Origin of the sequence: Pseudomonas sp. MWU16-30323 (genome assembly GCF_020515595.1) — a bacterium.
Taxonomy (GTDB): Bacteria; Pseudomonadota; Gammaproteobacteria; order Pseudomonadales; family Pseudomonadaceae; genus Aquipseudomonas; species Aquipseudomonas yamanorum.
This window is the reverse complement of the sequence record NZ_JAIWYM010000031.1, coordinates 32149-49950: the sequence shown is the minus strand read 5'-3', so window position 1 is coordinate 49950 and position 17802 is coordinate 32149. Positions and strand designations below refer to the sequence as shown.

Annotated in this window: 17 protein-coding genes and 1 tRNA gene; 7 read left to right on the top strand and 11 right to left on the bottom strand. The window is 59.4% G+C overall.

The features are described 5' to 3' along the window. Positions 1 to 54: 54 nt before the first annotated feature. Positions 55 to 1665: an ATP-binding protein gene (locus LIY45_RS25660; protein ID WP_226478026.1), complete on the bottom strand. Its 1611-nt coding sequence runs from the start codon at positions 1663 to 1665 to the stop codon at positions 55 to 57. Continuing rightward, positions 1662 to 2387: a response regulator gene (locus tag LIY45_RS25655; RefSeq protein ID WP_226478025.1), complete on the bottom strand. Its 726-nt coding sequence runs from the start codon at positions 2385 to 2387 to the stop codon at positions 1662 to 1664. Before LIY45_RS25655 ends, LIY45_RS25660 begins: the two co-directional genes overlap by 4 nt. 729 nt (positions 2388 to 3116) lie before the next feature. Between LIY45_RS25655 and LIY45_RS25650 the strand changes: the two genes are divergently transcribed. Beyond that, positions 3117 to 6014 carry a ribonucleoside-diphosphate reductase subunit alpha gene (locus LIY45_RS25650; protein ID WP_063027882.1) on the top strand — a complete coding sequence of 966 codons (2898 nt, stop codon included), beginning with the start codon at positions 3117 to 3119 and terminating at the stop codon, positions 6012 to 6014. Positions 6015 to 6107: 93 nt separating this feature from the next. On the opposite strand, the gene LIY45_RS25645 is transcribed toward LIY45_RS25650, so the two are convergent. From LIY45_RS25645 to LIY45_RS25615, 7 genes are all read right to left on the bottom strand, one after another. Then, positions 6108 to 7181, bottom strand: a complete 1074-nt coding sequence (locus LIY45_RS25645) for a hypothetical protein (RefSeq protein WP_226478024.1) — start codon at positions 7179 to 7181, stop codon at positions 6108 to 6110. 172 nt (positions 7182 to 7353) lie between these two features. Then, positions 7354 to 8676, bottom strand: a complete 1323-nt coding sequence (flgE, locus tag LIY45_RS25640) for a flagellar hook protein FlgE (RefSeq protein ID WP_226478023.1) — start codon at positions 8674 to 8676, stop codon at positions 7354 to 7356. 31 nt (positions 8677 to 8707) lie between these two features. Then, positions 8708 to 9436 carry a flagellar hook assembly protein FlgD gene (flgD, locus tag LIY45_RS25635; RefSeq protein ID WP_226478022.1) on the bottom strand — a complete coding sequence of 243 codons (729 nt, stop codon included), beginning with the start codon at positions 9434 to 9436 and terminating at the stop codon, positions 8708 to 8710. 16 nt (positions 9437 to 9452) lie between these two features. After that, positions 9453 to 9905: a flagellar basal body rod protein FlgC gene (flgC, locus tag LIY45_RS25630; protein WP_017475856.1), complete on the bottom strand. Its 453-nt coding sequence runs from the start codon at positions 9903 to 9905 to the stop codon at positions 9453 to 9455. 3 nt (positions 9906 to 9908) lie between these two features. Further along, complete coding sequence (gene flgB / locus LIY45_RS25625; RefSeq protein WP_003214246.1) at positions 9909 to 10316, bottom strand: flagellar basal body rod protein FlgB; 408 nt, start codon at positions 10314 to 10316, stop codon at positions 9909 to 9911. Between the two features lie 237 nt (positions 10317 to 10553). Beyond that, a complete protein-coding gene (cheR, locus tag LIY45_RS25620; protein ID WP_010165768.1) occupies positions 10554 to 11381 on the bottom strand; it encodes a protein-glutamate O-methyltransferase CheR in 828 nt (275 codons plus the stop codon). Positions 11382 to 11424: 43 nt separating this feature from the next. Beyond that, complete coding sequence (locus LIY45_RS25615; RefSeq protein ID WP_017475858.1) at positions 11425 to 12357, bottom strand: chemotaxis protein CheV; 933 nt, start codon at positions 12355 to 12357, stop codon at positions 11425 to 11427. 80 nt (positions 12358 to 12437) lie between these two features. Between LIY45_RS25615 and flgA the strand changes: the two genes are divergently transcribed. The 4 genes from flgA to LIY45_RS25595 all read left to right on the top strand — a co-directional run bounded on the left by flgA (position 12438) and on the right by LIY45_RS25595 (position 15029). Beyond that, a complete protein-coding gene (gene flgA, locus LIY45_RS25610) occupies positions 12438 to 13202 on the top strand; it encodes a flagellar basal body P-ring formation chaperone FlgA (RefSeq protein ID WP_226478021.1) in 765 nt (254 codons plus the stop codon). Positions 13203 to 13344: 142 nt separating this feature from the next. Beyond that, positions 13345 to 13668 (top strand): flagellar biosynthesis anti-sigma factor FlgM, encoded by a 324-nt coding sequence (gene flgM / locus LIY45_RS25605; protein WP_226478036.1) that lies wholly within the window; start codon positions 13345 to 13347, stop codon positions 13666 to 13668. A 48-nt stretch (positions 13669 to 13716) separates the two neighbouring features. Continuing rightward, the gene (locus LIY45_RS25600) at positions 13717 to 14184 is read left to right on the top strand and encodes a flagellar protein FlgN (protein ID WP_226478020.1); all 468 of its coding nucleotides are present in this window, start codon (positions 13717 to 13719) and stop codon (positions 14182 to 14184) included. Positions 14185 to 14279: 95 nt separating this feature from the next. Then, on the top strand, positions 14280 to 15029 hold the full coding sequence (locus tag LIY45_RS25595; RefSeq protein WP_017475861.1) for a flagellar brake protein: 750 nt from the start codon (positions 14280 to 14282) through the stop codon (positions 15027 to 15029). Positions 15030 to 15090: 61 nt separating this feature from the next. Here the strand turns inward: LIY45_RS25595 and LIY45_RS25590 are convergent, their stop codons facing one another. Further along, the gene (locus LIY45_RS25590) at positions 15091 to 16476 is read right to left on the bottom strand and encodes an MFS transporter (RefSeq protein ID WP_226478019.1); all 1386 of its coding nucleotides are present in this window, start codon (positions 16474 to 16476) and stop codon (positions 15091 to 15093) included. A gap of 342 nt (positions 16477 to 16818) precedes the next feature. Further along, a tRNA-Arg gene (locus LIY45_RS25585) sits at positions 16819 to 16895 on the bottom strand. Positions 16896 to 17232: 337 nt separating this feature from the next. On the opposite strand from LIY45_RS25585, the gene LIY45_RS25580 reads away from it, so the two are divergent. Both LIY45_RS25580 and LIY45_RS25575 read left to right on the top strand, forming a co-directional pair. After that, the gene (locus LIY45_RS25580; RefSeq protein ID WP_226478018.1) at positions 17233 to 17460 is read left to right on the top strand and encodes a hypothetical protein; all 228 of its coding nucleotides are present in this window, start codon (positions 17233 to 17235) and stop codon (positions 17458 to 17460) included. A 20-nt stretch (positions 17461 to 17480) separates the two neighbouring features. Then, on the top strand, positions 17481 to 17660 hold the full coding sequence (locus LIY45_RS25575) for a PA3371 family protein (protein WP_017475886.1): 180 nt from the start codon (positions 17481 to 17483) through the stop codon (positions 17658 to 17660). The last annotated feature ends 142 nt before the right edge of the window (positions 17661 to 17802 follow it).

Sequence of the window (17802 nt, the reverse complement as noted above, 5' to 3'; positions counted from 1 at the left end):
TTGATCGGGTTCACACTGCAAAATGTGGGAGCTGGCTTGCCTGCGATGGCCGTTTCAGGTTTTCTCTTGGTCCCTTGGCCAACTCAGGCTGAAACACGCGCCACCCAGGTTGTTGCTCTTGCTGATCAACGCCCGGCCGCCGTGCCAATAGATGATCCGCCGTACAATCGACAATCCCAACCCGTGCCCACCCGACGCGCGAGTACGGCTGTCATCCAAACGCAGGAACGGGGTGAAGATCCGTTCCCAGGCACTTTCCGGTACGCCCGGGCCATCGTCCTCCACGTCGATGCGGCAACGCACCTGACCCACCTGATAGCTGATCAGCACCCGCCCTTGGGCATGGCGCATGGCATTGCTCACCAGGTTTTGCAGGGCGCGATGCAGGTAACGCGGTTCTGCCTCCACCCACGCATCATCCCAATGGGCAGAAGACAGGCAGATGCCCCGCGCCACGTTGATTTCCGGGCGCAGCGGCGACAGCTCATCAATCACCTGGTCGAGCAACGCGCTGAGGTCGACCCGCTGGAAATTCAGTGCCGGCGAGCCCTGCTCCAGTCGCGCATAAGTCAGCATTTCGTCCACCAGGCCATCAAGGTCCTGGATGTCGCTGTCCATGCCTTCCATATACTTGCGCCGCGCCTCAGGCGTGGCCGCGTCGCCAATCATCTCCAGACCGAACCGCAGGCGCGCCACCGGGGTGCGCAGTTCGTGGGACACCGCACGCACCAGTTCGCGCTGGATTGCCAACAGACGTTGCAGGTGTTCGGCCATGCCATTAAACGCCGCCGCCAGGCGCCCTACCGAATCGGCACCCCGGGCCGGCACTCGCACTTCCAGGCTGCCTTTGGCGATGCGCGTGGCGGCGGCTTCCAGGCCACTCAAGCGCCGCTCCAGTTGGCGCACCAATAGATAGACGATCAAGCCGATCAGGGTCAGGCTGATCAACGCGATCAGGATCAGCCACTGCGGCGGGTACGGGTTCATCTGGTACAGCGGCCCGATTTCCAGGACCCACGGCGTGCCGACCATGCCGGCGAACACCCGGATCGAATCACCGCCCTTGCCCAGGGCCATCACCGTATCGCCCTCGGACACGCGGCGGCGCTGGTCCTGGTCCATGTCCGCCTGATCGAGCATCACCAGGTGCATCTCGAAACCAAAGCCCTTGGCCTCTTTCAGGTCCGCAAGTTTTTGCGGTTGCTCGGCCACCGGGAAACGCACCAGCTCATCGGCCAGCAGGTAAATGGTCGCGCGGGCCAGTTGTTCGCTGATTTGCTGCACTTCGCCGGTGAGCAACAGTTGCTCCTGATCACTGACCAACCGCAGCACCCTGGCCGCGTGGGGACCGGTTTGCTCCACCAACACCTGGCCGCGTTGCAGGCGGGTGCGCTGGCTCAGGTCCAGATGCGCCTCGGCCACGGTCTGCAATTCCAGCGGGATGCCCAGCAAGCGTTCCCACACCGCCAGGGCACGGCGGCGTTCGATGGCGCTCATGGGTTGCAGGTTGTCGCCCATCAGCGCGAAGGTGCCGTGGGCCAGGCGCTCGCGGTATTGGCCGCTGCGCACTTCATTGAGCAGGTGCAGGGCCAGCACGCCGAGCAACGCCACCAGAATCAGCGCCGCGCACATGCCGCCGTAGATACGCAGGAAGATCGAGTTCACGGCGTAAGTTCAGCAGCGGCTTCGGGGACGAACAGATAACCTTTGCTGCGAATGGTCTTGATCAGGCGTGGGTGGATCGGGTCGTCGCCGATTTTCGGGCGAATCCGCGAGATGCGCACGTCGATGGAGCGGTCCTGGCCGTCATAGCCAATGCCGCGCAAGGCGGTGAAGATTTCTTCCCGGGACAGGATCCGGCCGGCATTCGCCACCAGCAGCCACAGCAGGTCGAATTCGGCGCTGGTCAGTTCGATGCCACCCTCGTGCAGCCAGGCTTCACGCAGGGCGTTGTCCACCACCAGCGGGCCGAATTGCAGGCGCCGCTGTTTTTCGGGGATGGCCGGTTCAACGCTTTCGCTGCGCCGCAACAGGGCCTGGATGCGTGCCAGCAACAGACGCGGGCGCACGGGTTTGCACACGTAGTCGTCGGCGCCCATGTCCAGGCCCAGCACCTGGTCCATGTCGTCGGTGCGTGCGGTCAGCATCAGGATCACCCCGTCGTAGTCCTCGCGGACCTTGCGGCAAATGCTCAGGCCGTCTTCGCCGGGCAACATCAGGTCGAGGATTACCAGGTCCGGCTGTTCGGCAATGATCCGCGCGGCCGCCAGGGCCCCGTTACCCTCCACCGACACCCGCAGGCCGTTGCTCTCCAGGTAGTCACGGGTCAACTCGGCCAATCGCTCGTCGTCCTCGACAATCAATACCTGCCAGGCTTCATGCTCCACGGGTGACCTCGACGTCCATATAGAAAGGAAGATGCCCCCCGTATTTTTGTCATGTTGGGGGTGCATAACACAGCGTGTATCCGGGCCGATTGTAGCAACGGGCCAGCCCTCTGGCACAAGCGCGCAAATGCGTTCGGACATTGTGTTTTTTTGTGATAGGGTTCGCGCCCGCAAAAATCCAACCGGATGTTTTTACCTCGGAATATTCGGTGACAAACGGCGCGACGCAGCAGTACTGCGGCCTACACGCCTGTTCCATGTTTCATACACATTTTACCCACAGCGTTATCCACAGGTAGTGCGTTGCCATACCCCCAAAAACGCATTATCTTGTAGGTCGTCGCCAAAAAAACCCTACATGTAGGGTTTTGGAGCGAAAAGACCAAACACAAATCAGACAAGAAACTCAAGTTCTTTCTTGCTCCTGTTTGGTTGAACTTAAGCCTTTTTCAGAAGACCAAACCGCGCACGCGGATGGCAGCCGTTTTTAGCCCCGATCAGGCAGAAACGGTACGGGTGTTGCAGTACGAAACTGTCCCCCACCAGGAATACGGTAAAGAGCCCCAAGCTTGTACCGAAGACTTCGGCATGGAAGCGGCGCGAACAGCTCCCTTCCTCCTGTCCCGAAGTTGTTATGCCAGGCCCCAGGCCTGTTGTAAGTGCTTCAGGACGGAACGGTGGGCACCGTGATGGTGCCCAAATAAATATAGAATGTGGAGACAACCCCCCATGCAAACCGACACAACTCGCGAGAACCCGCAAGGCTCCGTGCCGCAGGCCGCTGATTCGAACCTGGATCTGTCCGCCACCGCGCCCGGCCAACTGCGTGTGATCAAGCGTAACGGCACTGTCGTTCCTTACACCGATGACAAAATCACCGTCGCGATCACCAAAGCGTTTCTTGCAGTTGAAGGCGGCACCGCTGCTGCCTCGTCGCGCATCCACGACACCGTTGCGCGCCTGACCGAACAGGTCACCGCAACGTTCAAGCGTCGCATGCCATCGGGCGGCACCATCCACATCGAAGAAATCCAGGACCAGGTCGAACTGGCCCTGATGCGTGCCGGCGAGCAGAAAGTTGCCCGCGACTACGTGATCTACCGTGACTCCCGCGCCAAGGAACGCGCCGTACGCTCCCCGGCCGAAGAAGCTGCCGTACAAGCTCACCCGTCGATCCGCATCACCCTGGCCGACGGTACGTTCGCACCACTGGACCTGGGCCGCCTGAACACCATCATCACCGAGGCCTGCGAAGGCCTGGAAGAAGTCGATGGCGACCTGATCCAGCGCGAAACCCTGAAGAACCTGTACGACGGCGTGGCCCTGACCGACGTCAACACCGCCCTGGTGATGACCGCCCGTACCCTGGTCGAGCGTGAGCCGAACTACTCGTTCGTGACCGCGCGCCTGCTGATGGACACCCTGCGTGCCGAAGGCCTGGGCTTCCTCGGCGTCGCCGACAGCGCCACTCACCACGAGATGGCCGACCTGTATGCCAAGGCCCTGCCGGCGTACATCGCCAAGGGTATCGAATTCGAATTGCTGAACCCGATCCTGGCCACCTTCGACCTGGAAAAACTCGGCAAGGCGATCAACCACGAGCGCGACCAGCAGTTCACCTACCTGGGCCTGCAAACCCTGTACGACCGTTACTTCATCCACAAGGACGGGATCCGCTTCGAACTGCCGCAAGTGTTCTTCATGCGCGTGGCCATGGGCCTGGCGATCGAAGAGAAGCAGAAAGAAGACCGTGCCATCGAGTTCTACAACCTGTTGTCGTCCTTCGACTACATGTCGTCGACCCCGACCCTGTTCAACGCCGGCACCCTGCGTCCACAGCTGTCCAGCTGCTACCTGACCACCGTGCCGGATGACCTGTCGGGCATCTACCACGCGATCCACGACAACGCCATGCTGTCCAAATTCGCAGGCGGCCTGGGTAACGACTGGACGCCGGTGCGTGCACTGGGTTCGTACATCAAGGGCACCAACGGCAAGTCCCAGGGCGTTGTACCGTTCCTCAAAGTAGTGAACGACACCGCTGTAGCCGTGAACCAGGGTGGCAAGCGCAAAGGCGCTGTGTGTGCCTACCTGGAAACCTGGCACATGGACATCGAAGAGTTCATCGAACTGCGCAAGAACACCGGTGATGATCGTCGTCGTACCCACGATATGAACACCGCCAACTGGATCCCTGACCTGTTCATGAAGCGTGTCTTCGATGACGGCCCGTGGACCCTGTTCTCGCCATCCGAAGTGCCCGACCTGCACGACCTGACCGGCAAGGCCTTCGAAGAGCGTTACGAGTACTACGAAGCCCTGTCCCAGTACCCAGGCAAGATCAAGCTGTTCAAGACCATCCAGGCCAAAGACCTGTGGCGCAAAATGCTGTCCATGCTGTTTGAAACCGGCCACCCATGGCTGACCTTCAAAGACCCGTGCAACCTGCGCAGCCCGCAGCAGCACGTGGGCGTGGTCCACAGCTCGAACCTGTGCACCGAGATCACCTTGAACACCAACAAGGACGAGATCGCCGTTTGCAACCTGGGCTCGATCAACCTGCCGAACCACATCGTCAACGGCAAGCTGGACACCGCCAAGCTGGAACGCACCGTGAACACCGCCGTTCGCATGCTCGATAACGTTATCGACATCAACTACTACTCGGTCCCACAGGCGCAGAACTCCAACTTCAAGCACCGTCCGGTGGGCCTGGGCATCATGGGCTTCCAGGACGCGCTGTACCTGCAGCACATTCCTTACGGTTCGGACGCTGCGGTCGAGTTCGCCGACAAGTCCATGGAAGCGGTCAGCTACTACGCGATCCAGGCTTCCTGCGACCTGGCCGACGAGCGCGGCGCCTACGAGACGTTCCAGGGTTCGCTGTGGTCCAAAGGCATCCTGCCGCTGGATTCGCAACAGATCCTGATCGAGCAGCGTGGCCAGAAGTACATCGACGTTGACCTGAACGAATCCCTGGACTGGGCACCGGTACGTGCCCGTGTGCAGAAAGGCATTCGTAACTCCAACATCATGGCCATCGCACCGACCGCCACCATCGCCAACATCACTGGCGTGTCGCAGTCGATCGAACCGACCTACCAGAACCTGTATGTGAAATCGAACCTGTCGGGCGAATTCACCGTGATCAACCCGTACCTGGTTCGCGACCTGAAAGCCCGCGGCCTGTGGGACTCGGTGATGATCAACGACCTCAAGTACTACGATGGTTCCGTGCAGCAGATCGAGCGCATCCCGCAAGAACTCAAAGAGCTCTACGCGACTGCCTTCGAAGTGGACACCAAGTGGATCGTTGACGCCGCCAGCCGTCGCCAGAAGTGGATCGACCAGGCTCAGTCGCTGAACCTGTACATCGCCGGCGCATCGGGCAAGAAGCTGGACGTGACCTACCGCATGGCTTGGTACCGTGGCCTGAAAACCACTTACTACCTCCGTGCCCTGGCCGCCACCAGCACCGAGAAGTCGACCATCAACACCGGCAAGCTGAACGCTGTTTCCAGCGGCGGCAACCACGGTGATGATTCGGTTCTCGCAGCACCTGCCGGTCCGGCGCCAGTGCCAAAAGCCTGCGCGATCGACGAGCCGGATTGCGAAGCTTGCCAATAAGCTGAGCCAGTCCCGGGCTTGAACACCCGGGATTGAAAAGCCCGATAACCCCCGACTACAAAGGGCTTATCGGGCTTTTTTCGTTTAACGCCCTTAGAGGAAGGCGTATGCCTCACCCTCTTTTGGCGAGCCGCCTCGCTGCCCCCACAACTCGACGCGCCCACCAATCACCACCATTGAATGATGATCATAGGCGACCACCCCCAGCTTGCCGCTCGCCAGCTCACTGCTTGAAGAGTTCCTGTAGAGCCCCCTCAGCCCAAGGCGGTCCAGCGCTTCGTGAGGCATTTCGCCGTTGTTCAGGCTCTGCATTGCATGGGCAAAACTTCTTTGCGCCGCACCTGGCATGTCGTCCTGACCATTTCCTTCCATCTGCGCCCGCTTGGCACTCGCGGCGAACATGAAGTTCGCATCGGTCATCATCGCCGGATCATCGCCTTTAAACCGTGCATATTCGGCCGCCTGCCTGAGTTCATCCCTGGACAAATTAAGCTCGAACCCGTCCCTCATTTTCACGTGATAGCCATCTCCCGTCTCTTTCACTTCGCTGAAAACGTCAGTGGGTTTCTGACCGAACTTCATCATCGCGCCCTTTATCGCTGACACAGTGACGCAGTTACCATCAGGGCCCTGGCTGAAGCCACTCCAGATATTGTCCGGTTTCTTTCCAGGGTTGCTGTGGTCGGGCTTGTAGTTGAAATGCTTTGAACCCTCGGTCAACGGCTTGTTGCTCATGGGCTCGCTGGGGCCAAAACCACTTCTGTCAGCACCGCCGCCGCCGCCGCCGCCGCCCCTTGGCGATGGTGCAGGAGCTGGCGCAGGAGAGGGTGATGTGTCGTCCGAGTCCGGAAACAAGATCTTCAGCAGTTTCTTGAGAAACTCAAGCCACTGCCCGGACGCCTCTTCAATCAGCTTGTTGAGGATTTCCTTGAATTTCTCGTCACCGATCTCCGCTCGCACTTCGTTGAGCTTGTCTCGCAGATCTTGAGCCAGCTGGCTCTTGGAGGTTTTCTCGGCGTCATCCAACTCGGTGAGGAGTTTTTTGACCGCCTCCTCCTTAGAGACGTCTTTATTTTTCCCATCGACCGACTGACCCGACCACGCAATACCCTGACCTGAAAAAACCACGCCCCCGTCGGCACCACCCGAAACCGACACACTCGCCATAGCCTGCTCTCCACCCGTTAACCTCAGCTTTCTTGGCTTGGTAGGTGGAAAAACAGGCGTAGGGGGTTCCGCCAAAAACATGTCATCCGGTGACCGCACAGGACAATCGACAGGCAAAAAAAAGCCCCTCGACCGAGGGGCTTTTCCAGTGTTGCAGCTTAAAGCGACAACATCAGGTCATCTGAATAATGGTCTGCATGATGGTGCTTTGGGTGGAGATGGTCTTGGCGTTCGCCTGATAGTTGCTCTGGGCCTTGATCAGGTCCACCAGCTCGTTGGTCAGGTTGACGTTGGAGTTCTCCAGGGAGTTGGCCACGATCGAACCCAGGGTGCCGACTTGGGGGGTATCAAAACCCGGCTGGCCCGACGCGAAGGTTTCTTTCCAGGTGGTGCCGCCAGCTGGCTGCAGGCCCTGCTCGTTGTTGAAGCTGGCCAGGGAGAGCTGGCCGATGGCCTTGCTCTGCTGGTTGCTGAACGTGGCGAACATTACACCGCTGCCGTCGATTTTCAGCCCGGTGATTTGACCGGTGGCGTAACCGTCGGTGGTCGGCGGGTTGCGGTAGGTAGCCGAGTTGAACTGGGTGATGTTCGCCATGTTGACGGCCACGCCGTCTGTGTTGGCGGCCGCGCCGTTAGACGTCCAGACACCATTGACCAGGGCACCCGGCTTCCAGTCGGAAATGGTCAGGGTGGTGTTCGAAGCAGTGGCTGGCGGGGTGATGATCCCCGAGAGCTTGCCGGCGGTATCAAACGACAGCGTCGAGGCAACAGGCGCCTTGACGTCAGTACCGGTGCCACTGATCGGCGAGCCGTCAGGGTTGCGCCCATCGATCAGGGTGTAGGACTTCCAGGTATTGGAGTCTGTCTTCACCAGGTACTGCACCATCGGATGCGCGTTGCCCTGGGTATCGTAGAGCGTGGTGGAGTACTGAGTGGTGAAGGTCTCCGACTTGGTCGGATCAAACGGGGTCGCCGTCTGGTCGATCACCGGCGAGGACGAGTTCAGGTTACTGGTGGAATCCACCTTGCTCGAAGCCTTCGGCGGCAGGTACGACAGGTTGAGCTGAAGGTCGGTCAGGGCGCCCTTCTGGATGTTGCCATCGGCGTCCGCCGCGTAGCCTTGCAGGCGCGAGGTGCCGGTGTTGTTGGTGATGTAGCCGTCTTTGTCGGCACGGAAGGCACCGTTACGGGTGTACTCCAGCGAACCGTCGCTGCCCTTCTGCACGAAGAAGCCGCCGCCCTGGATCGCCATGTCCAGCGTGCCGCCGCTGTTGTTGACGTCACCCTGGGTGAACTGCTGGGACACTGCCGCCAGGTTCACGCCGTTGCCGATGCTGTTCTGGCCGGTGCCCAGCTTGGACGCCGCGTAGATATCCGAGAACTCGGCGCGGGACGACTTGAAGCCGGTGGTCGCGACGTTGGCGATGTTGTTGCCGGTCACGTCCAGTTGTTTGTTGGCCGCATAGAGGCCGCTAAGGCCGATGTTAAAAGACATTGTTCTCTCCTTTTGCCGTATTTAGCCGGCTCTATGTACCGATAGTCTGAATTTGCGACAGCTTGATACTGCCCATGCCGCCCGCCAGGTTGAGCAGCATCTCGCCGCCGGTCTGGCTCAGGGTCACGCTGGTCACCGTTGCCGGCAGCGAGGTGGGCAGGGCCACCGAGTCGCCCTTGTCATTCTTGGTGGTGGCATTGAAGGTGTAGGTGCCGGGAGCCACCGTCTCGCCCGCATCGTTCTTGCCGTCCCAGACAAAGCTGGAATTGCCGGCGCTCTGGGCGCCCATGTCGATGGTGCGAACGACGTTGCCGTCCTTGTCGGTGATCTTGACCGAGACGTTGCCCGTCGCCGCCGTCACCGCCACGGAACCGGTCATGCTCTTGCTGGTGTCGACCATGGCCTTGTCGGTCTGGGTGATCACCGAGCGGCCCACCAGCGACGACGCCTGCAGCGCCTGGGAGGAGCTGAAGTTGCTGGAGATCGCATTCACCGAGTCGTTCAGGGTGTTGATGCCTTCCAGGCTGCTGAACTGAGCCAGCTGTGCCACGAACGCGCCGTTGTCCTGGGGCGACAGCGGGTTCTGGTTTTTCAGCTGGGTGACCAGCAGTTGCAGGAACGCGTCCTTGCCCAACGACTGGTTGCCCGTCGCCGACTTGGCTGCATCGGCGACGCTGCTGTTATCTGTCGCCGTCTTGACCTTGGAATTGAAAAGGTCCTGGACCGCCGTGTTCGTCGAACTGGTATCAACAATGGCCATTATTTGGCGCCCCTTATCACTGACCCAGGGTCAGGACTTTCTGCATCATGGTTTTGGCGGTGTTCATCATTTCCGCGTTGGTCTGGAACGAGCGGCTGGCGGAAATCATGTCTGCCATTTCCTCGACCACGTTGACGTTGGGGTAGTACACGTACCCTTTGGCATCAGCGGCGGGATGGTTCGGCTCGTAGCGGGCATCCAGGTTGCTCTGGTCTTCGACCACACCGAGCACCTGCACGCCCTGGCCCGCGGCATCCTGGTTCTGAAACAGCGAATCGCCGCTACCACTCTGGCCGCCTTGGCCGCCCTGGAACATGGTGGCGAACACCGGGTGCCGGGCACGGTAGGTCTGGTCAATGCTCGAGGACACGGTCTCGGCGTTGGCGATGTTACTGGCGACGGTGTTGAGGCGCGTGGTCTGGGCGCTCATGCCACTACCGGCAATATTGAAAACACTGGCGAGGGACATGGCTTATTCTCCACGCAGGGCTGACATCAGCCCTTTGAATTTGCTGTTGAGCAGGGTGAAGCTGGCCTGGAAGTTCACCGAGTTCTCGGCGTACGCCGATTGCTCCAGTTGCGCGTCCACGGTGTTCTGGTCGATCGACGGTTGCATCGGCGTGCGATACAGCAGCGACTCGTCACCATTGCCCAGGCCTTGCGCTTCGATATGACGGCTGTTGGTCATGTTCAGGGCGAAGGTGCCGTTCTTGGTCTTGTCTTGCTGTGCGGCAAGCACGGCAGAGAAGTCCAGGTCCCGAGCCTTGTAGTTCGGGGTGTCGGCGTTGGCGATGTTGTTGGCCAGGACTTCGGCACGCTGGGCGCGGAAGCCCAGGGCTTGTTCGTGGATACCGAGCGCTTTATCGAAGCTGATGCTCATGGCGGAAACCTTTAGGGGCTGACCTGCTTTTCGTAACTAGGATTTAGCAAGGGCCATGCCAAGTTGCTTGGGCGCCGTAAATCAAGGGTTTGCGGGGGAATTGCCGGCGGCAATGCCAGAAAAGCGGCAAAGGGTTTCCGCGAAACGCCAGTAAAGCGGCAATGAGGGCTTGCCGCTTTGCGGCCATAAAAAAAGAGAGGCCTGTGCGGGCCTCCCTTTTTTTTGTTCAAGCATTCATCACTTGGCCTGGTAAATGATCCCAGGGCTGCACTGCACCATCTGGTAATGATCCGGCAAACCGTTCAGCGCCTCGGAAGCGCCCAGGAACAGATAACCACCGCGCTTGAGGGTGCCGTGGATGCGCAACAGAATGTCCTTCTTCACCTCGGCCGAGAAGTAGATCAGCACGTTGCGGCAGAACACCATGTCGAACTTGCCCAGGCTGGCGTAGCTGTCCAGCAGGTTGAACGAGCGAAACTCCACCCGGCTCTTGATCGGCGCCTTGACCGCCCAGCGCCCCGCGCCTTTAGGATCGAAGAACCGCTGCAAGCGCTCCGGAGACAACCCGCGCCCCAATGCCAGGCTGTCGTACTCACCGGTCTTGCAGTTGGTGAGCATGGTGCCCGACAAATCCGTGGCCACAATTTGCGCCCCGGCCTTCAACTGGCCCATGTTGGTTCGCTCGAACTCATCGATGGACATCGAAATCGAATACGGTTCCTGCCCCGATGAACAAGCCGCCGACCAGATGCGCAGGCGCTGGCCGGGTGCGGCCTTGATCGCCTCAGGCAGTACCTTGTTCTTGAGCACTTCAAACGGATAGGTATCGCGAAACCACAAGGTTTCGTTGGTGGTCATGGCATCGACCACCATCTCCTTGAGCCCGCTGCGCGGCTGACCCTGGATCCGTTGCACCAACTCCCCGAGGGACTTGATGCCTTGCTGCTCCATCAGTTTGTTGAGACGGCTGGATACCAGGTACTGCTTGTTTTCACCGAGCAATATGCCACAGGCTTTTTCCAGGAAGACCCGGAACTGTTCGAAATCCAAATTACCCGTAGACAATGATACCGCCTCTTAAATCGTGTGACCGCCAGGGAAAAGGCCCCTAGCCGTGATCTGCTGCCTTGATCCGGTCGACTACCCGGGATGCCAGGTCATCAGGGCGGAATTTGGCCAGGAAGTCATCGGCACCGACCTTCTTGACCATCGCCTGATTGAATACACCCGACAACGAAGTATGCAGGATGATATGTAGTTTTTGCATGCGTGGGTCGTTGCGTATCTCGGCCGTAAGGGTGTAGCCGTCCATTTCCGGCATCTCGATGTCGGAAATCATCATCAGGAATTCTTCTTCCGGCTTCTTGCCCTCATCCACCAGCTTGCGCAGGTAATCCAGGGCCTGTCGACCGTCATTGAGCGCCACCACTTCAACGCCAACCGTCTGCAGGCAACGGGACACCTGTTTGCGCGCCACCGAGGAGTCGTCCACCGTCAGCACCCGCAGCGAGATCGCCTTGTGCGCGGTTTCGGCGTCTACCACACCCACCGATATCGACTCCGAGGTCGGAGCCACTTCGGCGAGGATTTTCTCCACGTCGATGATTTCCACCAACTGGTTGTCGACCCGCGTCACTGCCGTGAGGTAGTGATCGCGGCCGGTGCCCTTGGGCGGCGGATGGATCTCTTCCCAGTTCATGTTGACGATGCGTTCCACCGAGCGCACCAGGAAACCCTGGGTCTTGGTGTTGTACTCGGTGATGATCACGAACGGACTCTCGCGATCCTGCAAACCCGACGAACCGGTGGCCATGGCCAGGTCAAGAATCGGGATGGTCGCGCCACGGATATTGGCCACACCGCAAACCACCGGGCTGGACTTGGGCATGATTGTCAGCTTGGGACACTGCAGTACTTCTCGAACCTTGAAGACGTTAATCCCGTAGAGCTGCTTGCCGTCCAGACGGAACAGCAGCAACTCCAGGCGATTCTGCCCCACCAGCTGTGTGCGCTGGTTCACTGAATCCATTACACCGGCCATGCACAGACTCCTACGCTAAAACTTAGGGGTACGACGCGTACCCAACACTAAACGGCACGAGCTTTGCTTTTTTATTGGCCATGGACATCAAAACGACAGTTTCCCGACGCCTCCGATCCCCACAGTACCGCAGATTGCTCTGCGTCTCGATGGCGTTGCTTGCCTTGGCTACGGGCCAGCCGGCCCGCGCCGATAACGTCACCTTGCCTGATCTACTTATCGGCGTCACTCAAGGCTTTCTTGAGTTCACTGTAGAAGATTATCTGGCGACGACGCAGACACCGGGCCGCTATGAAATCCAGGTCAACCAGTTGGATCCGCGCTTGCGCATGCCCATGTGTGACAGAGAATTGACAGCGTCCCTGGAAAGCCCCGCCCAGCCCATCGGGCGCGTGACCGTGAAGGTGCGCTGCGAAGGCGCCTCGCCCTGGACAGTGTTTGTGCCGGCCCAGGTCAAATTGTTCCGCGACGTCGTGGTGGTGACACGCCCGCTGAAACGCACCGGAATCATTGGTGATGGGGACATTGCGATGCGCGAACGGGACATCAGCCTGATCAACCAGGGCTATCTCACGTCTCTGGATCAGGCGCTCGGGCAGAAACTTACCCGACCAATGGTCGCCGACCAGGTGATTACCCTGGTCCATCTTGAACAGGCCGAAGTGGTGCGCAAAGGTGACCAGGTGGTGATCTCCGCCAGCAGCGGCGGCCTGAATGTAAAAATGCCGGGGGAAGCCCTCTCCAATGGCGGCATGAGTGAACAGATTCGCGTGAAGAACCTCAACTCCAACCGTGTGATCAAGGCCCGAGTGACAGCACCGGGGCAAGTTGAGGTGGCTTTATAGATCACTGGCATCGGACGCCGGCTTTTCCTACACTGTGCGCAAAGCGGCATCGCGTATAGGTTTATTGTCAATCGAGCCTAAAGTTTGTCCGGGTATGGCCGAAAACATGGCAAGCGTCCAAATACCCAGAGGTTTTTTTAACATGGTCATCGATTTCAGTCGTTTGAATAACGCCCTGCCAACGCCCGGCTCTTCGCGCACCAACGGTGCCAAAGACAGCGTTGAAGCCAAGTCCCAGCCTCTGCCTGCCAAGACAGAACAGGCCGGTGCGAGCCAAATCGGGGAATCGGTACACCTGAGCAATGAGGCTCAACAGTTGCAGAAGGTCACTGACTCGCTGAGCGATCAGCCAGTTGTCAATAAAGCCCGCGTGGCTGAATTGAAGCAGGCGATTGCGGATGGCAGCTATAAGGTCGACAGCAACCGTGTAGCCAGCAAGCTGCTTAACTTCGAAGCCGAGCGCTAGGCAAAGGCCTGCGCCAGGCTTTTGGACGCTTAAAACCCAAGGCCAGCCATGCACGACGAAAACTTGCTACAACTGATCATTGAAGACCTGCCTCCCGCACAGCAGTTGCTGGAGCTACTTCGAGAAGAGTCCCTGGCCCTGTTCGGGCGGGACATGCGCATGCTGGAAGAAATCCTGGCGCGCAAGCAATCGCTGATCGTCCTGCTGGAGCAGCACGGCAAGAAGCGCAGCCAGATTCTTGCCAGCCTGGGCCTCCCGGCCGACCACAAAGGCCTGGAACAACTCGCCAGCCACTCCACGGTGGGCGACCAGTTACTGGCCCAAAGCAAAGAACTCAACCAATTGCTGACCCTGTGCCAGGAAACCAACCTCGTCAACGGCCAGGCGATCCAGCTGCAACAAGCCACCACCGCCAATCAGTTGCGCATCCTCCACGGCGGCGAGCCTCCGGCCCTCTACAACGCTCAAGGCTCCACTTCACGCCTGGCCAAGCCAAGCACCCGCAGCCAAGCCTGATACCAGCTCACGCGCGCCCTATCCAAGGCGCGCCACATGCTGGCAAAATGAAAGCACTTGCGTGTAGTCGTATTTTGTCTGGAGATGGAAGAACCGTGTTCAACGCCCCTAACGCGGAAGATGCTCCGCAGCCACCCAAGGTACTCACCACGCCGCTGGAAATCGCGGGCACCTTGCGGATGCTACAAGAGAGCCATGATCCGCTGATCATCACCTTCCACGAACGCAACCAACGCTTTCAAAGCTACCTGGTGGAAATCGACCGCGACAGCAAGACGCTGGCCCTGGACGAAATGATCCCGCGGGACGGCGAACGCTACCTTGAGAATGGCGAAGCTTTCCGCATCGAAGGTTTCCACGATGGCGTGCGAGTGGCCTGGGAAAGCAACGGCACCCTGACCATCGACGAAGCTGGCGGCCACCGCATCTACCGCGGCAGCATGCCCGACGAAGTGATCTACCATCAGCGTCGCAACGCCTTCCGCGCCGCCCTGAAGCTGGCGCAACTGGTCAGCGTCGAACTGGGTGGCGAGAAACTCAAGGCCCCCATCAGTGGCAAGTTGCTGGACATTTCCGCCACCGGCTGCAAATTGCGTTTCGAAGGGGACATCTCCGAGCGCCTGCAACTGGGCCAGGTCTACGACCGCTTTATCGCCGCCCTGCCCTTTGGCAGCATGACCACCTCGGTGGAACTGCGTTACCTGCACTTCGAAGAAAGGATCAACACCACCTTCGCCGGCGTACGCTTTCATAACATGAGCGGGCTGGTGCAGCGTCAGGTCGAGCGGTTTGTGTACCAACTGCAGCGTGAAGCTCGCCGCTTCGACAAGGACGATGATTTTTAAACCCTAAAGATCGCAATAAAAAAACGGGCAGTTCCTCAAGGGAACTGCCCGTTTTTTGCTGTCAGGGGCGCGCCCTGCTCAGGTCATGGGGGTGCTCATCCGGGTCCGGATGCTCCGGGGGCTCGGTGACCGCTGTTGGCTCCTCCACTTCGGGATCGACTTCAGGCTCAGGGCCCTCCGGAACGGCGGTCTGCATCTGCTCCTGCACCACCTGCTCGTCCACTCGTGGGTCGAGACACGCCACCAGCGGCGAACTGGACATGCTGTCAGGCATCGCCACGTGATGCAGCGGTGCATCGTCCACCTGATGCAGGTTGGTGACGGCCTTGGGCCGGATGCGCCACACCAGGATCAACGCACACAGGCTGAAAAACGCATACAGCATGTGGCTGCCGAACAGCTTCATCACCACACCGGCCAACAGCGGGCCTACGCTGGCGCCGACGCCGTAGGTCACCAGCAACATCGCGGTAAGCGACACCCGGCGATCACCCTCGACGTGGTCGTTGGAAAACGCGACCGCCAGCGGGTAAAGGCAGAACTGCACCAGGGAACAGAGAAAGCCTGCGACAAACAGCACTTCCAACGGCACCTGGGTCATGATCGCCAACGGCAACGCAGCCACCGCCAGGCACAAGGCGAAGCAGCGAATCAACAGCGCGCGGTCATACCGATCAGACAGCCAGCCCAACGGCCACTGCACCAGCAGCCCGGCAAAAATACAGCTGCCCATGAACAGACCGACCTGCTCGGTAGTCAGCCCCTGCTGAGAGGCGTAAAGCGGCGCCAAACCATAGAAGGAACCCACAATCAGCCCGGCCCCCAACACCGTACTGAGGGACTGCGGCACCCGCTTGATAAAGAAGCGCGGTTCCATCGGCGCCGGATGCAGGGGGGCCGGGTGAATACGGCGAGTCATGGCCACCGGCACCAGGCACAGCGCAAAACACAGCGCGACCAGCATCAGCAACTCAAGGCCCAACTCAGGGTGCATCACAAGGATCAGTTGGCCCAGCACCAGGCCCAGGTACGAAGCAATCATATAGCCGCTGAACACCGCCCCGCGCTGCTTGGCTTCAGCCTGCTCGTTAAGCCAGCTCTCGATGACCATGTACTGGCACATCATGCCCAGGCCGACAATCATCCGCAGCACAATCCAGGCTGGCAGCCAGTTGATCAGCCCGTGGCCCAACACCGCCGCGCCGACGATCCCGGCACAGGTGGCGTAGGCCCGGATATGCCCGACGCGGCCAATCAGGCGGTGACCGATCTTGCCCCCCAATACCAGGCCAAAATAGTTGGCGGCCATCAGCGCACCCACCCACAGGCTGTCGACGTGATCTGCCGCCAGGCGCAAGGCCAGGTAAGTACTGAGCAGGCCGGAGCCGATCAGCATCATCAGGGAAGCAAAATAAAGGGCTCGAAAAGGTTTCCAGATCTGGCGCATCGGCGTTCCGAGCGGCTCCTTGCTGTGGGTGTCAGGACTACCGGAATGATAGTCCCGGGTCGTCGGGTCCGGACAACCAAAACACGCGGTTGCCGGGGAATATTTTGCTTATGCCAATTGGCTACGTGTCAGACGCTCGACAGTGACCTGGGAGGTACACGATGCAGACGAATACTTGCCCCGCCCCGCCCACGCCTCCCGTGTGAACCTCAAACGCGGGCAAGGTTCGGTTGGTGTTTGAAAAGACTGCCGCGCTCAAACGCCCGGGCACAAAAAAGCCCCGCCAGATAAATCTGATCGGGGCTTGCTGACGTATCGGCCGCGGGGGCAGAAACGATTATGTGGTGTCCCAGGGCCGGTTCGAACGGCCAACCTTCCCCTTAGGAGGGGGATGCTCTATCCAATTGAGCTACTGGGACTAATGACAGTCAACCAGCAAGGAGCACGGCGACGGACGGCGTGCATGTTAACGGCGCAGGTCAATTTTGTCATGTCGTCCGTAGGCTTTTTGAGTGTAGGCCTACGCCCCTGACTTTAACGCGTATTCCACTCAACGATTACGGGCAGTCGACCGCCATCGTGCAAAATGCACTCCCCCAAAATGCCATCATTGCAAATTGCAACATCACGACAAAGTGGAACATATATAACTATTTGATTTAAAAGGATTTATTGTCAAATAAAGACTGGCACGGCCCCTGCAATCCTTTATCCTACAAATACAGTCCGGCCCAGCCACCTGCGGAGAACATACCCATGAACAGCGCACTTCTACTAGCCCTCAATACCGTTGCATTGGCTGCGCTGGTGATGTTCCATTTTCAATCCACCACCGCTGATGATGCCGCACAGGTCAGCCAGGCGGTTCCCCATCACCTGCAGCAACGTCCGCAGCTGGCAGTCATGAAGCCGAACATGCAATCACCGCTGCAACTGACCCAGGGCACTCAGGCCGCCCCCGCCACTGAACACTGGGTTTTCTGAACCGCTTACCGGAGTATTCCATGACCAAGTCCGCCTGGCTGTTTCTGACCCTGGCCCTGGCCGCCGTCGGCCTCGGCTTGAACGTATTGTCGCAAGATGTACAGACCGTCGCTTTCGTCGCCGCAGCTGTATTCGGTAGCCTGTGGTTATTGGCAATCATCATAGGCCGCCGCATCAAATTCGATCCTGTACTGCGCTGAATCCCCCCGCTCGTCGCCCTCTCTGCACAGGCAGTCAACCTCAGGCTCACCCGTCCGAACGACTGACCATATGTCGCTCCGCCCTCGTAAATTGGCAATTTGCCACTAATCTTAAAGTTAAGGGCAAAAGGCCATATTGCTA

What these genes read in the sequence shown, in the direction of transcription:
- flgB (WP_003214246.1), bottom strand. Translation starts at nt 10,316, where the DNA reads ATGAGCATCAGCTTCGATAAAGCGCTCGGTATCCACGAACAAGCCCTG.
- LIY45_RS25580 (WP_226478018.1), top strand. Translation starts at nt 17,233, where the DNA reads ATGAACAGCGCACTTCTACTAGCCCTCAATACCGTTGCATTGGCTGCG.
- LIY45_RS25600 (WP_226478020.1), top strand. Translation starts at nt 13,717, where the DNA reads ATGCACGACGAAAACTTGCTACAACTGATCATTGAAGACCTGCCTCCC.
- LIY45_RS25575 (WP_017475886.1), top strand. Translation starts at nt 17,481, where the DNA reads ATGACCAAGTCCGCCTGGCTGTTTCTGACCCTGGCCCTGGCCGCCGTC.
- LIY45_RS25645 (WP_226478024.1), bottom strand. Translation starts at nt 7,181, where the DNA reads ATGGCGAGTGTGTCGGTTTCGGGTGGTGCCGACGGGGGCGTGGTTTTT.
- flgC (WP_017475856.1), bottom strand. Translation starts at nt 9,905, where the DNA reads ATGTCCCTCGCCAGTGTTTTCAATATTGCCGGTAGTGGCATGAGCGCC.
- LIY45_RS25590 (WP_226478019.1), bottom strand. Translation starts at nt 16,476, where the DNA reads ATGCGCCAGATCTGGAAACCTTTTCGAGCCCTTTATTTTGCTTCCCTG.
- flgA (WP_226478021.1), top strand. Translation starts at nt 12,438, where the DNA reads ATGGACATCAAAACGACAGTTTCCCGACGCCTCCGATCCCCACAGTAC.
- flgD (WP_226478022.1), bottom strand. Translation starts at nt 9,436, where the DNA reads ATGGCCATTGTTGATACCAGTTCGACGAACACGGCGGTCCAGGACCTT.
- flgE (WP_226478023.1), bottom strand. Translation starts at nt 8,676, where the DNA reads ATGTCTTTTAACATCGGCCTTAGCGGCCTCTATGCGGCCAACAAACAA.
- flgM (WP_226478036.1), top strand. Translation starts at nt 13,345, where the DNA reads ATGGTCATCGATTTCAGTCGTTTGAATAACGCCCTGCCAACGCCCGGC.
- LIY45_RS25650 (WP_063027882.1), top strand. Translation starts at nt 3,117, where the DNA reads ATGCAAACCGACACAACTCGCGAGAACCCGCAAGGCTCCGTGCCGCAG.
- LIY45_RS25615 (WP_017475858.1), bottom strand. Translation starts at nt 12,357, where the DNA reads ATGGCCGGTGTAATGGATTCAGTGAACCAGCGCACACAGCTGGTGGGG.